The organism is Paenibacillus amylolyticus, assembly GCF_003719335.1.
In the GTDB taxonomy this organism is placed as follows: domain Bacteria; phylum Bacillota; class Bacilli; order Paenibacillales; family Paenibacillaceae; genus Paenibacillus; species Paenibacillus amylolyticus_D.
In genome coordinates this window covers 107,679-121,957 of the sequence record NZ_RIAS01000001.1, presented here as the reverse complement: position 1 = coordinate 121,957, position 14,279 = coordinate 107,679, and the positions used below count along the sequence as shown (strand labels likewise).

Sequence of the window (14,279 nt, the reverse complement as noted above, 5' to 3'; positions counted from 1 at the left end):
AGGAGGAGAAAAAGATGAGCAAATTTTTCAAATTCGGAGTTGTAAGGGACGAAGAGGTGCCTCAAGAGATCAATGAATTGGTGGAAGAAACAGAAAAACTGCCTGAGACGATTAGACAGGAATTAAGTGACGCTTTCAAAGAAGAAGATGAGGGTAAAAAATAACGAATTAATAATAATTTTATTTTTCCTAACGTCCCCTCTTGCAAATCTCAGAAAAATATGAGATATGTAAGAGGGGACATACATAAAGTGCATTGACGGGAAATTTTTGGTGTGATACTATTAGACTGAATGGTCAGTCTTTTTATGGAGGGATCTTCAATCGAAGTCAAACGGAGAAAAGATGTCGCTCAGATCAAGAAAGATATTGCTCGTAATACAAAAGAGTTATTTGCCCAAAAGGGATATGGCGCAACCTCCATGGAGGACATATGTACAATTAACAATCGAAGTAAAGGCAGTATATATTATCATTTCAAAAGTAAGGAAGAACTTTTCATGTATCTCATCAAACTCAATAACGAAGAGTGGATGGATTCATGGCTCGAAAAGGAACATCAGTATGAGACATCCGTAGATAAACTATATGGCCTTGCAGATCATTATGTTGACGATTTGGCGAATCCACTCAATCATTCGATTAACGAGTTTGTCTCAGGTCAGGTGGTCAGTCAAGAGATGCTTGATGAGATGCTGTCCCTGATCCGTATTCCTTATATGACGTATGAACGGATCATTTCAAAAGGGATTGAGGATGGCGAATTGAAACCCGAGGATCCACAGGATTTAATGCACATAATTAACGGTCTTTTTAACGGATTAAGCACCCTTTATTATGAGAAGGATCTGACCGATATCAGACGTCTCTACAAAAAAGGGATTGCCAGCATGTTAGTGGGCATCCAACAACTTCAACCATGAAAAGCTGATGTATAATCAGTTTTTCTTTTGAAAATTAATAAACCGGACAGTCGGTTTAAAGGGAGATGGAGAATGAGCACATTGTTCAGGAACAAAGCGTTTCTTATTGTCACGGGGTCTGATCTACTGCAGAATCTGGCTATATGGATACGGAATATGGCGATCCTTTATTATGTTATGGACCAAACCCAGGGCAATCCGATAGCAGTATCACTAATTACTGTACTTGAATATGCGCCGATTTTCGTTTTCTCCATCATTGGCGGTGCACTTGCTGATCGTTGGAATCCTAAACGCACCATGATAATAGGTGATATCCTTAGTGCATTATCGATTGTTATGATCATTGCTGTTTTATCTTCTGGTTATTGGCAGATTTTATATGTTGCCACTTTTGTGTCCTCTATCGTTAGTCAGTTTTCACAGCCGTCATCAGTTAAAATTGTAAAGCGTAATGTCGAGGAAGAGCATGTGCAGTCCGCAATTGCCATTACACAGAGTGGTCAATCACTTTTCCTAATTCTCGGCCCTATCGTCGGAACTTTTATATATACGGTTATGGGGATTCAAACCTCAATGTATGCATTACTTATTTTGTTTATAGCGTCTGCTATTCTTCTTACGTTCCTGCCGAAGGATTCAGCTCAGCAGGAAACGGAAACTTCATTACTAGCGGATATCAAGGAGGGCTGGCAATATGTCGGGCAATCCCGTTCATTAAAAATGCTCAGTTTAGTATTCATTTGTGTAGGACTCTCCTCGGGTCTCATCAGCCCACTAGAAATATTTCTGATCACTGAACGTTTGGGATTGGAACAGACGTCGTTACAGTTTCTGTCTGGTGTATCTGGATTGGGGCTTTTAATCGGTGGAGGAATTGCTGCTGCTTTCAGTGGCAAAATGAATCAAACATTGACACTTATAGTAGGTGTAATGTGTCTGGTGGTAACCACCATGGGTGAGGTATTATCCAGTTGGTTCTGGCTTACTCTTGTAATAAGTTTCCTGAGTTCCATTAGTCTTGCTTTTATCAACGTCATTATCTCCACATATTTAGTTACCCAGATTGATGAGCGCTTGATTGGGAGGGTTAATGGTACCATCACCCCATTATTTATGGGGGCCATGCTCCTCGGTTCTTCCATGGCGGGTGTAATTATGAATAACACGTCCTTATTTATCGTCTATGTCATCTCGGTTACCGTGATGATACTGAGTATTCTTCCAGGTATGAGAATTGAATTTGGTAAACAAAACGCTCCTGTGAACACATTGAATCCGGAAGTCGCACATCAGGCTGTAGACTAGAAAATTGGAGGAAGTTCATGAATTGTATACATCTCATCTGCTTTCCTTATGCCGGGGGTTCTTCCATGATGTATTATCGCTGGCGTAATAACCTTCCTTCTCATATTCACTTACATCCGGTTGAATTGTCCGGGAGAGGCCGAAGAATGAATGAACCTCTGTACACATCCATGGAACAGGCTGTGGAGGATGCGTATTTATCCATTCCATCCCACTTGTTCGAGGAGAAGTTTGCTTTATTTGGATATAGTATGGGGAGTCTCATTGCTTATGAACTGGCTCACTATATCAAGGAAAAGCAGGGCAGAGATCCAGCGCATCTTTTTGTGGCCGCGAGAAGGGCTCCGCATATAACAAGACATAAAAAAGCACTCCATGCATTACCTCACGATAAGTTTGTACAGGAAATGCTTCAACTTGGCGGCATGTCACGAGAAGTATTTGAAAATAAAGAATTAGCAGAGATCTTTGTTCCTTTGCTCAGATCAGATCTACAGATCGTGGAGGGCTACCACTGGGCAGGGACGAGAGAACCGTTAAATACAGATATAACTGTTCTTGCGGGGGCTAACGACTCGATTCCCATGGAACACATGCATGCATGGAAGCAAGTAACGAAGGGGAACTGTACGCTAAGTGTTTATCCAGGGGACCATTTCTTCATTCATCAGCAGTATAACCGAATCACGGAGCAGATCACCCGTGTAATGAGTGATTATAATGTATAACAAGAACTAAGTCTCGCGTAGAGGAGGCTACAGCATTAAGCATCTTAGTCCAATTCATTATGCAGGAACCGAACTCCGTAACGTAAGTCTTGACTATGGGAACTCTATATTTCATTCAGATAAGGATGTGTGTAAAAAGAGCAGTGGGAACATCATCCCGCTGCTCTTTTTTGAATTACTCTTATTGAAAAAGGATGGTGTATTCGCCGTAGCCTTCTTTTTGCAGATCCTCTTTCGGTACAAAACGAAGTGCCGCGGAGTTGATGCAATAACGCAATCCGCCTGCTTCCGTAGGGCCATCCGGGAATACGTGTCCCAGGTGGGAATCCCCTTCACGGCTACGAACTTCGGTACGGATCATGAAATGGCTAAGATCCGTTTTTTCCTTCACGTTGTAGTCTCGAAGTGGACGAGTGAAGCTTGGCCAGCCGCAACCCGAATCGTATTTGTCGGTAGAACTGAACAGCGGCTCTCCCGATACAATATCCACATAAATGCCGTCCCCGTGATGATCCCAGAATTCGTTGTGGAACGCGGGCTCCGTGGCATTATTCTGTGTTACCTCATATTGAAGCGGGGTCAGACGCTCCTTCAATCCGCTTTTGTCCACATTACCCGACCAGTTGCGCTCAATGAAGTCCTGACGGCCTGAGCCTTTGCTGTACCGTTTGTAGTGAGCAGGGTTTTTGCGATGATAGTTCTGGTGATGTTCTTCTGCTTCATAGAACGGTTTCGCAGGCAGAATCGGGGTGAAGATTGGTTTGTCAAAACGCCCACTTTGTTCCAACGCAGCTTTGGAAGCTTCAGCAATCTGGCGCTGCTCCTCACTGTGGTAGAAGATAGCCGTCTGATAAGACGATCCGCGGTCATGGAACTGTCCACCGGCATCTGTTGGATCAATCTGCTGCCAGAAGAGCTCAACCAGCTTCTCATATGGGAAAATGGACGGATCAAACGTGATCTGCACCGCTTCCACATGACCTGTTGTTTCCGAGCATACTTCCTCATACGTAGGATTCTCGGTATGTCCGCCTGTATAGCCTGATACGATCTTATGAATACCAGGCAGTTCTTCAAAAGGGGATACCATACACCAGAAGCATCCGCCTGCAAATGTTGCTTTTTCTAATGACTGTTGTTCCATGCTATATTCACTCCATTTCTGATGAAGAATCTGGCGCTCTCATTCGAACAGTTGCTCTGCTTCTTGGCATGCGTATGCCCCGAAAACATCCGCTCCAGTTCAAAGAGAGGCTCCAGCAATCATCGGTATATTTGAATTTCTAAATATGAATATTAGGCTTACTCTTCTATTATATCCCGAATGGTCAAGTCAACCAAGCGGGAGCGCGCAAGCAGGCGTGAATCAGACTGAAAAGTTCAGCCAATCCTCAAGCCTTTTTACGTGACCGATAGCGGAACAACATGAAAATCATAGCCATAACGATCATATATCCCGCCAGTATTCCCAAACTCATCCAGATCGATGAACCCGCCTGAGCCCCTGCGTAGGCAAATACAAAGATTGCAGGCATTTTGCCAATCGCTGTCGCGGCCAAGAACACCCAGAAGGGGGTATACGTAATGCCGGCATAGATATTAACAGCCATCTGCGGAACCACGGGCAGTAAACGCATCGTCATCACGCCCATGAACGGATGTGCTTCCATCCAGGCCGTGAACCGATTCAATCCACGGATACGTTCAAGATAACCCCGAGCCTGTTCCCGAAAAATAGTTCTTGCTCCAGCATAGACGAGAATTGCCGCAAGCGTTGTGCCGAGCCAGCAAATCCATGCTGCCATCGTTATACCGTAGCTGTACCCAAAAGCAATAATAACTATTTTGTAGGGAATAACAGGTACAAGGGCAAACAGTGTTGCCAAGGAAAGTAAAAGCGGGATGGACTGATGGTCATCGGCCCATGCCAGCAGTTCATATCTGTAAATAAACGTGACTCCGGCAAGTAAAACATAAACGAGGAGCCATAACCATTTTCGCAAAAGCCAAACGCTCCTTTCAGTTCAGACCCTTGGATGACACCGAGTCTCATCCGGTTCTGCTGTCCTCCATAGTTTACCACGACAGGCCATCTTATGAACAATGTAGACATCCATTACTTCGATCACTGGCAAGTTGGAGGCGAAGAGGTTACACTATAGGACGGAGAAAGTCATAGGCCGGATTATAAAATGAAGGCTGACGAAGGAATTTAGCTGAAGGTGGAATGCTTATCATGGAAACGACCAAGCGTACCCGAATTGCAATGATTGGACTCGGAGGAATCGCACGTAAAGTATATTTGCCACTGCTCACTGCCCGTCCGCAATTAGAGATTGTAGGCATCATGAACCGGTCACCTGAACCGGTAAAGGAGATTGGACAGGCGCATCGCATTGAGCGGGGAACAACAGATCTGAAAGAGCTGCTGTCCTGGGATTTGGATGCGGTATTTGTACATACGGCAACGGAATCCCATTTCGAGATTGTGATGGCATGCCTGGAGAAGGGACTGGCCGTTTATGTAGACAAGCCATTGTCCTATACCCTGCGGGAGTCCGAAGAGATGACTGCATTCGCAGAAGCACAGGGCTTGCTGCTCGCAGTTGGATTCAACCGCAGATTCGCACCGATGTATCTAAAGGCAAAAGAATGGATGCAGCGCGGAAAGGGGTACGAAACACTCACTCTGACCAAACATCGCACAGGCATACAGGATCGCCCAGCCGCCGAGACCATCTATGATGATCTCATTCATATGCTGGATCTGATGTTATGGTACGCAGATAACGATGTGCAGCTTGTACATCAGTGGCTTCGCCAAGATGATCAAGGGCGGTTGTTGCATGCGGCTGGAACAGCCAAGCAAGGTAAAACGGGACTCGCTCGGTTCGAAATGATTCGTGCCGCAGGGGCTGACCTAGAGAAGGTAGAGATGCACGGCGGAGGAAGATCGGTAGAAGTCGTGAATATGGATACGGCTTACTATGCGGAACAGGGGGAACTGGAGACAAAAGAGACGTTTGGAAGCTGGGATACCGTACTGGCACGCAGAGGTTTCGCCGGAGCTGTAGATCATTTCCTTGCTTGTCTGCATACACCCGATGACTGCCAGATCAGTGCGAGTTATGTTATGGACAGTCATGAGCTGGCTGAGCAGCTGATCAAGGGATAAGTAATCGAATTTGATCCATGCCGATCCAAAAGTGGATACAAAATCATTGCAGTAAATACAGTTGAATGAAGTAAAGGAGCGTTAGCAAAGCATGGATGAGTATCAAAAGGAACGAAACAAACAAATTGAAGAAGCAGTCATTGAGTCTTATAAGCAGGAAGAAGAGATGATGATCTTGGTCTTTGCTCAGTGGTGCGTAAATAACGAGCTTGACCCGGAAGAGATGTATCGACAAGCGTATCCCGAGCAACAGAGCAATGAGCGTTTGCAGCAGGTACAGAAGCTGATTGTATCCAAGGAGGAAGCTGGAGATATTCCAGACGATACTGTGCTTGGTGTGCTCTCGATGTTTGGCAACGAAGACCTCGCTATGGTTGTATCCGAGGCCATCGCCGCGCGCAAATAAGTGTATAAGACGTATACTATTGTTAACATATGCACACATCCGATGTTCAACAGTATTTAAGCATCTAGAAATCTTAACGGATTCATAATGAGTTAGTAGTATATCCTCAAAATCCAGGACATCGTTACATCTGTTCCCGGTGAATCAGGCGAAATTCCTTTGGTGACATGCCGAACCGGGAACGGAACACACGATGAAAATATGTATAATTGTTAAAACCGGACGATTCAGAGACTTGTTCCAGGGTCATCGGACTAAAAATAATCCGTTCTCTGGCCATATTAAGCCGTACATCGAGCGTATATTGCATAATGCTTTTGCCAAACGTTTCTTTAAAAAGGTGCACACCTCGTGAGACGCTGATGCCCAGATGCGTTGCCACATCCTCCAGTTTAAATAGGGAAGAAGCATTTTCCTCGATATAATTTTTAATTTCATAAGCAACATAATTGGTTTTCGTATGGGTGGGATGCTCCGATAACAATCGATCCACTTCCAGACACAATATACGCATGTAATAACTCGAAATCTCGGGGTAAGGATTGGAAAGGCGACGTTGCTCCAGAATCAGCTGTCTGAACAGAGATAACAGGCTCTCGGACAATTCAACCTTGATTCGAGTCGGCCGTTTATGGTGTTTCCACCACTCATCCACCCAGGAACCGTTGAAGAAAATATGATAATCCCCACTCTCCACAAGCCGCTCTCCCATGGGATTGTACTCATTGTCTATTCTCAGTTCATAAGGCTCATCCGGGTCAAAAAGAAGCAAGTCTCCTGCGTCAACCTTGGACATGGAACCATCAATGCGAGCACGGCAGCGTCCATCCGTTTGAAGTCGCATCAAGTAATTTTTCACCCCGTCCAGCTGTACCATGCTATAGGGTTTACGATGAAATGAAAAGCCAGCTGTAAGAACTTGGCAGGAAAGGTCTGTTGGCATATGGATACTCCTTGTTTAAATTTCAAAATTATGACCAGATAGTTCATGTTTCAGTCATATTATTCATTTTAATTGAAGCGCAAACAGAATACCATAGACTTAGAGTTGAGCAACATAATGAATTAAGATTTCAACAAGCATTTTGAACAGCTGAACATAGCTCTTACAAGCGCGTAAGGAGATGAACATCATCGTGAAAAAAATGAAAGCAGGCATCATCGGCTGCGGTAACATCAGTGCGATTTACTTAGAAAATCTTAAAACGAATCCTTATATCGAGGTTGTGGCGGTCGCTGACCTGATCCGTGAGCGTGCTCAGGAACGGGCAGATGAATTTAATATCGCAAACGTTTACAATGTAGATGAGTTGTTACAAAATGACGAGATTGAGCTTGTGCTGAACCTGACGATTCCGGGCAGTCATGCGATGACTGATCTGGCTGCTCTGGAAGCAGGCAAGCATGTGTATGCCGAGAAACCACTGGCCATTTCGCTGGAAGATGGACGCAAAGTGATCGAACTTGCCGAGGAAAAGAAGTTGTACGTCGGTTCTGCGCCGGACACATTCCTTGGCTCAGGCATCCAGACCGCTCGCAAAGCCATTGAAGAAGGTTTGATTGGCAAGCCAATTGCGGCTACTTCCTTCTTTATGGGCGGGGGGCCGGAGGCATGGCATCCTGATCCTGAGTTTTTTTACATGGCAGGGGGCGGGCCAATGTTTGACATGGGGCCATATTATTTGACGGCTCTCGTTACGCTGCTTGGCCCGATTCGCCGGATCAGCGCGTCCGCAGGCATTCAGATTGCTGATCGCAAGGTTGGTTCAGGTCCCAAAGAGGGCACTACGCTTCGTGTCGAAACACCAACCCACTTGGCTGGAACGATCGATTTTGCGGATGGAGCCATCGTAACGATGATTACAAGCTTTGATATCCGCGGCGCTTCTGATCTGCCACGTATCGAAATCTATGGTACGGCTGGCACGCTTAGTGTACCTGACCCTAACTTCTTTAATGGAGAAGTCAAGCTTCGCCGTTATGGTCAAGACACATGGGAGACGGTTAAGCCGGCCTTCGAAAGCGGCCACAACGAGAGGGGCATTGGACTGACCGAGATGGTGGAGTCCATTCGTGCCGGACGCGAGCACAAAGCAAGTGGTAAGCTGGCATATCATGTGCTTGAAGCCATGCACGCATTTCAGCGTTCTTCTCTTGAAGGCAAGCACATTCATCTGGAGAGCACCTATGACAGCGTTGTAACAACCAATGCCAGTCCATCCGAAAATGAAACAGTTGAATCTCATTAATGGATAATGGAGTTTCGAGTTTGAAGATCCATGAGTGATAACGTTGAATTTTCGGGATAGAATCATGCTTGTTTTTCCACAATAACTAAACAAGCATGAGAACGGAATAGCAAAACACAGCAATCATACACTATCTAAATCAGGGAGGAATTGCATTTGAAACTCGGCGTATTTTTGGTACTATTCGGTGGACGTAAATTAGAGGATGCTCTTGATTTTGTAGCTTCCAAGGGACTTAAAGCAGTTGAAATCGGAACAGGTGGACACCCAGGGAACGCTCATTGTAAACCAGATGAGTTGTTAAGCAATCCTACAGCACTTAAGAACTTCAAAAATGCGGTAGAATCACGTGGTCTGACAATCAGCGCATTGAGTTGCCACGGTAACCCGTTGCATCCGCAAAAAGATATTGCGAAGGGGTTCCATGATGATTTCGTAAAATCGGTAGAGCTGGCTCAAAAGCTGGAAGTGCCTGTTGTTAATACGTTCTCCGGCTGTCCGGGAGATCATGAGGATGCCAAGTATCCAAACTGGCCTGTGGCGCCGTGGCCGAACGATTTTCAGGAAATTTTGAAATGGCAATGGGAAAACAAAGTCATCCCTTACTGGACGGAATGGGGCAAATTTGCTGCAGACCGTAACGTAAAAGTAGGTTTGGAGCTGCACGGTGGATTTTCAGTGCATACACCAGCTACCTTGCTAAGACTGCGTGAAGCTGCAGGTGAAGTCATTGGTGCCAATCTTGACCCAAGCCATATGTGGTGGCAAGGCATTGATCCGGTCCAAGCGATTCACATTTTGGGTCGTGAAAATGCAATCCATCACTTCCATGCCAAAGATACAACGATCGATCCGGTGAACGTGAATAAACACGGGGTAACAGATATGCAGGATTACACGAACATGTTGGATCGTGCTTGGCAGTTCCGCTCCGTGGGTTACGGACATGATAACAAAACGTGGGCGGACATTATGAGTGCCCTGCGTCTGGTTGGATATGATTATGTGGTAAGTATTGAACATGAAGACGGTCTGATGTCGGTTGAAGAAGGATTCTCTAAAGCCGTACAAAATCTCCAGCAAGTATTGATCGAGGAACCGCTGGGCGATATGTGGTGGGTTTAGAGCTATACTAGGGGGAAATTGAATATGATTAACGTCACCATTTGGAATGAGTTTGTCCATGAGAAAATACATGATGAAGTCAAGGAAGTTTATCCGGACGGTCTTCACCGTGCGCTTGCTGACGGACTTGGCGGCGAAGGATTTGCGATTCGAACAGCTACACTGGATCAGCCTGAACACGGTTTGAGTGATGAGGTACTGAATTCCACAGATGTGCTTATATGGTGGGGACATATGGCACATGATCGCGTCAGCGACGAGATTGTACAGAAGGTAGTGCAGCGCGTATTGAACGGTATGGGTATGATTGTGCTGCATTCCGGTCATTTCTCCAAGCCTTTCAAAGCGCTGATGGGAACGAGCTGTGATCTCAAGTGGCGTGTAGCAGATGAGCAGGAGATCGTGTGGTGTGTCAACCCGTCCCATCCGATTGCGGAAGGCATTGACGGCAAGATTGTATTGGAAAAAGAAGAGATGTATGGTGAATTCTTCGATATTCCAGTACCGGATGAGCTGGTGTTTGTGAGTAACTTCCAGGGCGGCGAGGTATTCCGTAGTGGATGCACATTCCGACGTGGTGAAGGTAAGATTTTTTATTTCCGGCCTGGGCACGAGACATATCCTACCTATTACAATCCGGAAATTTTGAAAGTGATCAGCAACGCTGTAAAATGGGCCTACCCTGCCCGTAGCTCGAAGCCGCAATACGGCAAGAGCGAACCTGTAAGACCAATTGGTGGCGTGCTGGTCTAAGCCGCAGCAGCTTAGTTAGTTCATGGACAATTCATAATAAGTCGATAAGGTAAAACCTAGCCCTTCTCCAGGTCATCTGACTGTGGTAGAAGGGTTCTTTTTGGGTAATATAAGGATATCAGGTGTTAAACGATATTTCCCATGGTTACCTGCCATAACGTGTTGTATACTGAAGGTATGCGGTAAACATTGCAGCAAGTATTGCTTCTTAAATGTAAAGTTTTTCGTAGCAGACGTTTTCTTTAAAGCTTAAATGTGTTATTATGAAATATACTAACAAAACGTAAGTTGAGTGATCTCTAAAGAGGTGATGAAAGTGGAAGATCAAGATATGCGGATGTGTCCGCGCTTTGAGACGGCGTTTTCTTTTTTGGGCAAGCGCTGGAACGGTTTGATTATTCAAACGTTGATGAGTGGTTCAAAGCGATTCAAAGACATCTCCAATCTGATACCATCCATGAGTGACAAGATGTTGTCTGAACGGATGAAAGATCTGGAGAGTGAAGGTATTCTGGTGCGTCATGTGTACCCGGAAACGCCAGTGCGGATTGAATATGAGTTGACCGAGAAGGGCAAGGCGTTACAGCCTGTTATGAACCAAATTCAAGACTGGGCCGAGCATTGGGTGGAATAAACCAGCAGATGCTGTGTGCAGAAAGTACAGAAACTCTTGATTTCCAGTGAAATCAAGAGTTTTTTGTCTTCTGTGACAGTTTACCTGGGACTTTTTCACTTATCCGGTGCACATGTTGTCATCAGATGTAGTATAATCTATAGAAAATGGCCGCAGACGGCCGGAGCGAAGGAGGCCACTTGTCATGAGAGAAGAAAGCTTATCCCGTGAAATACGCTACGGCAAACAAGATATTGCAGAACTTGAGAGCGCATCCATTCAGGTTCATCTGATTTATCAGAAAACGGCAGAACTGTTCAAACGCTCGGTTGATTCACGTTCGGGTAGGGAAAACCCTGTCCTCGCAGATGCGTATTTAATGAACAGCGCTGGCTCAGAATCGCCTCCGGCGGTGCTGCAAAAATGGATTCAAGCGCCTAGTGGCTGGAAATGTATCGGTTGTGAACTGCGGTTACCCGATCGTGTATCTCATGCAAAACAAAAACCCTACAACGACCGGCTTTGTCTTAAGGCCGGAAACGGGAAATTGGTTCAGATTGAAATGCTTATTCAGGCCGTTGTCTGGTCACAATATGAAAAAATCCGCATGTTCGCACCCTGGCTTGGTGATGAGCCTTTCTATACAGCAGATGAACTGGAAGTCATCGGACAATACATTGTGCCAACGTATTTCTCCGATCGCCCGTTGCATGAGCAGGGCAAGGTGTTCAAAATACATCAGCCCTATGGTCATATTCCTTTGTATCAGGAATACGTAGATGCCCCATCCTGCTGTGTGCAGGTAGACGGTGCATTACTTGAAGGTCGTTTACTTACTGGTGTTTTTGTATCAGATAGCCAGACGTTTGGCCTTAATCCCTATGTGAAGGACGGCGACGGAGGTCGTACCTACATGCAGGCTTTTGTTCAATAAGTGGTCTGGTCAAACGGATGGCCAATGCAGTTTAGGAGGGTCTGCTTGCAGACTCTCCCTTTTTTGACGGCAGGTGCTTAACAGGGGAAGGACAAAAGTAACGGCTTTGACACTGTTTTTTATCAAAGAATGTGCCATAATAAAGGGTATGGACAACAGGGTGAATGATTTTAGGCAGGGTGGTGTTACCTACATGATGAAGAAAATTCCCGGTTACATAGGTCTATGCATGCTTATTCTCGTCATTTTGACGGGGTGTACCAGAGAGACACAGCCTTCCGAACAGCCGGTTGTCTCAGAGAAAGATTCAGCCAATACGATTACTGTTGCTATTGATGGCAGTACCTTTTTACCCGATGCAACGAAGTCCATCAAACGAGATTTCAGTGAGGGATTGACGCTCAAAAAAGCGTTGCTTAACAGCGGGTTGGTTGATTTTACGGCAGATGGCAAACGAATACAATCCGTGGGAGAGGTTTCTCTTGATTCATCTCTGAGTTGGGCAGTGAAGTTGAACGGTAAGGATATTGCTCCAGAAAAGTGGGATACCGAGCTTCATGCTAAAGATGAAGTCATAATATACGTCAAAGCAGCTGACAGCGGGGGAGAAGGTGTCACATATCAGACAACCCTGCTTAAGGTGAGCGGTGGCAGTGTTGAACCAAATTTGAATCGGCAGTATGCCGGTATTTATGTCCAGGAATGTACCGTTCGTGACGTATTAAAATCCAGTGGAGTTGTGCGGCTGTCAGAGAATAACAAATTTGTGGTTTCCGTTGAGAATGTTATGCCTCGGATGAATCAGCGCTGGGTCATCAAGGTTAATGACAAAGAGTTAATGGAGAACGGTTTGGATATGAAATTAAATCCACGGGATGCGGTAAAGCTTGAACTTGTTAACGCATCCTGAGAAGATACAAGGAAGCAAAGAAAGCCCAATGGGATGTAGCGACATTGGGCTTTTTTACGTGGAATGATATTTTAAAAAGACGGTTCAGGCAAAGTCAAATGCGGCAGATTTCACTTGGGCACAATTCGCAGTGGCAAATACCCTGCAACATTTTAAGGTCTTTGATAACAATCATACCGTTGTCATACTCGATGGCATCTTTTTTGCGAAGATCACTGAGCATGCGGTTTACACTTTCACGGGTAGCTCCAATCATATTGGATAGGTCCGTATGGGTAATTTTTTTATGAATCATCACATGATCTCCGTGCGCTTCTCCATACGAATTGGATAGCCTGATCAATGTAGAACAGAGTGCCCCTGGTTTACCGTACAACATCAAATCCCGGAATTTCGTTTGTGTCAAACGATGGTGAATGCCCATCCACTTCATGAAATCAATCGCAAAATCACAGTGCTGACAGATCAGCATCTCCAGGTCTTTGTGTTCCAGCACACCAATCTCGCTATCCTCCAGAACTTCCGCCGAGAAGCTGTGTCTGGAGCCAAAGAATGGATCAGCCTGACCAATCATATCGCCCGTCTGGTACATGTACATGATCAGTTCCTTACCCTCGTCGGTGGATTTTGTGATCTGTGCACGTCCCCGTTTCATATAATAAAGTTTGTCAGAGACGTCACCTTCCCAGTATAGATGTGTACCTTCCGGGTAGGTGCGGTCTTTCATCGTTACGAGCAGATGATTAAAATTCACTTCCGAGAAACAGTTGGTGTTCCCTCGTTTTTCCAGTACGTTTGTTAGTTCTCCCATACGTTGATCTCCCCTTTGTCTCCCCGGTCAGGCAAGTCTAGCTGCATGTTGCCCCCGAGGTTCGCCGCAAACTGTGCCATCCTGATCTGGTCATCTCGGCCGTGTGGAGGTACGGTACAAATTGCGGTGGTTCAATTTTTAAGTTCAGTATATACCTAAACTTACCGTTTGAGGGGCATGGAAAGCCTTTAAAAATGGCGAAATTTCAAACATTGTGATTAAATTCACTTTTACAGGGGAAGGATGAGGCTGTTGATCTACTATTTTAAATAGATAGGGAATTCTCATCTAAAAGGGGATGTTAAAAACTTAATTAAAATTCATCATACTTTGTGAAAAAAATC

The 14,279-nt window shown here is 45.3% G+C and carries 16 protein-coding genes; 12 read left to right on the top strand and 4 right to left on the bottom strand.

Annotated elements, in window-relative coordinates; all coding sequences use genetic code 11:
- The first annotated feature begins 14 nt into the window (after window positions 1–14).
- From EC604_RS29805 to EC604_RS00600, 4 genes are all read left to right on the top strand, one after another.
- On the top strand, window positions 15–164 hold the full coding sequence (locus tag EC604_RS29805; protein ID WP_161556823.1) for a hypothetical protein: 150 nt from the start codon (window positions 15–17) through the stop codon (window positions 162–164).
- A 144-nt stretch (window positions 165–308) separates the two neighbouring features.
- Window positions 309–923: a TetR/AcrR family transcriptional regulator gene (locus EC604_RS00610; protein ID WP_123062821.1), complete on the top strand. Its 615-nt coding sequence runs from the start codon at window positions 309–311 to the stop codon at window positions 921–923.
- A gap of 72 nt (window positions 924–995) precedes the next feature.
- Complete coding sequence (locus EC604_RS00605; protein ID WP_123062295.1) at window positions 996–2,231, top strand: MFS transporter; 1,236 nt, start codon at window positions 996–998, stop codon at window positions 2,229–2,231.
- A gap of 17 nt (window positions 2,232–2,248) precedes the next feature.
- On the top strand, window positions 2,249–2,959 hold the full coding sequence (locus EC604_RS00600; protein WP_123062294.1) for a thioesterase II family protein: 711 nt from the start codon (window positions 2,249–2,251) through the stop codon (window positions 2,957–2,959).
- Window positions 2,960–3,140: 181 nt separating this feature from the next.
- Here the strand turns inward: EC604_RS00600 and msrA are convergent, their stop codons facing one another.
- A complete protein-coding gene (gene msrA, locus EC604_RS00595; RefSeq protein ID WP_123062293.1) occupies window positions 3,141–4,103 on the bottom strand; it encodes a peptide-methionine (S)-S-oxide reductase MsrA in 963 nt (320 codons plus the stop codon).
- 247 nt (window positions 4,104–4,350) lie between these two features.
- Window positions 4,351–4,962 (bottom strand): TVP38/TMEM64 family protein, encoded by a 612-nt coding sequence (locus EC604_RS00590; protein ID WP_123062292.1) that lies wholly within the window; start codon window positions 4,960–4,962, stop codon window positions 4,351–4,353.
- Between the two features lie 233 nt (window positions 4,963–5,195).
- On the opposite strand from EC604_RS00590, the gene EC604_RS00585 reads away from it, so the two are divergent.
- Both EC604_RS00585 and EC604_RS00580 read left to right on the top strand, forming a co-directional pair.
- The gene (locus tag EC604_RS00585; protein WP_123062291.1) at window positions 5,196–6,134 is read left to right on the top strand and encodes a Gfo/Idh/MocA family protein; all 939 of its coding nucleotides are present in this window, start codon (window positions 5,196–5,198) and stop codon (window positions 6,132–6,134) included.
- Window positions 6,135–6,225: 91 nt separating this feature from the next.
- A complete protein-coding gene (locus tag EC604_RS00580; RefSeq protein ID WP_123062290.1) occupies window positions 6,226–6,540 on the top strand; it encodes a hypothetical protein in 315 nt (104 codons plus the stop codon).
- Between the two features lie 124 nt (window positions 6,541–6,664).
- Here EC604_RS00580 and EC604_RS00575 read toward each other — a convergent pair whose 3' ends face one another.
- Window positions 6,665–7,483 (bottom strand): AraC family transcriptional regulator, encoded by an 819-nt coding sequence (locus tag EC604_RS00575; protein WP_123062289.1) that lies wholly within the window; start codon window positions 7,481–7,483, stop codon window positions 6,665–6,667.
- A gap of 193 nt (window positions 7,484–7,676) precedes the next feature.
- On the opposite strand from EC604_RS00575, the gene EC604_RS00570 reads away from it, so the two are divergent.
- The 6 genes from EC604_RS00570 (at window position 7,677) to EC604_RS00545 (ending at window position 13,124) form a co-directional block, all read left to right on the top strand.
- A complete protein-coding gene (locus EC604_RS00570; RefSeq protein WP_123062288.1) occupies window positions 7,677–8,789 on the top strand; it encodes a Gfo/Idh/MocA family protein in 1,113 nt (370 codons plus the stop codon).
- A 156-nt stretch (window positions 8,790–8,945) separates the two neighbouring features.
- Entirely contained in the window at window positions 8,946–9,914 is a 969-nt protein-coding gene (locus EC604_RS00565; RefSeq protein ID WP_123062287.1) for a sugar phosphate isomerase/epimerase family protein, read from the top strand.
- A gap of 24 nt (window positions 9,915–9,938) precedes the next feature.
- A complete protein-coding gene (locus tag EC604_RS00560) occupies window positions 9,939–10,667 on the top strand; it encodes a ThuA domain-containing protein (RefSeq protein ID WP_123062286.1) in 729 nt (242 codons plus the stop codon).
- A gap of 331 nt (window positions 10,668–10,998) precedes the next feature.
- Window positions 10,999–11,301 carry a winged helix-turn-helix transcriptional regulator gene (locus EC604_RS00555; protein WP_192895048.1) on the top strand — a complete coding sequence of 101 codons (303 nt, stop codon included), beginning with the start codon at window positions 10,999–11,001 and terminating at the stop codon, window positions 11,299–11,301.
- Window positions 11,302–11,485: 184 nt separating this feature from the next.
- Window positions 11,486–12,214 (top strand): hypothetical protein, encoded by a 729-nt coding sequence (locus EC604_RS00550; protein WP_123062284.1) that lies wholly within the window; start codon window positions 11,486–11,488, stop codon window positions 12,212–12,214.
- Window positions 12,215–12,407: 193 nt separating this feature from the next.
- Window positions 12,408–13,124: a hypothetical protein gene (locus tag EC604_RS00545; RefSeq protein WP_151458026.1), complete on the top strand. Its 717-nt coding sequence runs from the start codon at window positions 12,408–12,410 to the stop codon at window positions 13,122–13,124.
- 94 nt (window positions 13,125–13,218) lie between these two features.
- Here EC604_RS00545 and EC604_RS00540 read toward each other — a convergent pair whose 3' ends face one another.
- Window positions 13,219–13,935 carry a Crp/Fnr family transcriptional regulator gene (locus tag EC604_RS00540; RefSeq protein ID WP_123062282.1) on the bottom strand — a complete coding sequence of 239 codons (717 nt, stop codon included), beginning with the start codon at window positions 13,933–13,935 and terminating at the stop codon, window positions 13,219–13,221.
- Window positions 13,936–14,279 lie beyond the last annotated feature (344 nt).

Coding starts and splice junctions, on each gene's coding strand:
- EC604_RS29805 (WP_161556823.1), top strand. CDS start 15: ATGAGCAAATTTTTCAAATTCGGAGTTGTAAGGGACGAAGAGGTGCCT.
- EC604_RS00610 (WP_123062821.1), top strand. CDS start 309: ATGGAGGGATCTTCAATCGAAGTCAAACGGAGAAAAGATGTCGCTCAG.
- EC604_RS00605 (WP_123062295.1), top strand. CDS start 996: ATGAGCACATTGTTCAGGAACAAAGCGTTTCTTATTGTCACGGGGTCT.
- EC604_RS00600 (WP_123062294.1), top strand. CDS start 2,249: ATGAATTGTATACATCTCATCTGCTTTCCTTATGCCGGGGGTTCTTCC.
- msrA (WP_123062293.1), bottom strand. CDS start 4,103: ATGGAACAACAGTCATTAGAAAAAGCAACATTTGCAGGCGGATGCTTC.
- EC604_RS00585 (WP_123062291.1), top strand. CDS start 5,196: ATGGAAACGACCAAGCGTACCCGAATTGCAATGATTGGACTCGGAGGA.
- EC604_RS00580 (WP_123062290.1), top strand. CDS start 6,226: ATGGATGAGTATCAAAAGGAACGAAACAAACAAATTGAAGAAGCAGTC.
- EC604_RS00575 (WP_123062289.1), bottom strand. CDS start 7,483: ATGCCAACAGACCTTTCCTGCCAAGTTCTTACAGCTGGCTTTTCATTT.
- EC604_RS00560 (WP_123062286.1), top strand. CDS start 9,939: ATGATTAACGTCACCATTTGGAATGAGTTTGTCCATGAGAAAATACAT.
- EC604_RS00555 (WP_192895048.1), top strand. CDS start 10,999: ATGCGGATGTGTCCGCGCTTTGAGACGGCGTTTTCTTTTTTGGGCAAG.
- EC604_RS00550 (WP_123062284.1), top strand. CDS start 11,486: ATGAGAGAAGAAAGCTTATCCCGTGAAATACGCTACGGCAAACAAGAT.
- EC604_RS00545 (WP_151458026.1), top strand. CDS start 12,408: ATGATGAAGAAAATTCCCGGTTACATAGGTCTATGCATGCTTATTCTC.
- EC604_RS00540 (WP_123062282.1), bottom strand. CDS start 13,935: ATGGGAGAACTAACAAACGTACTGGAAAAACGAGGGAACACCAACTGT.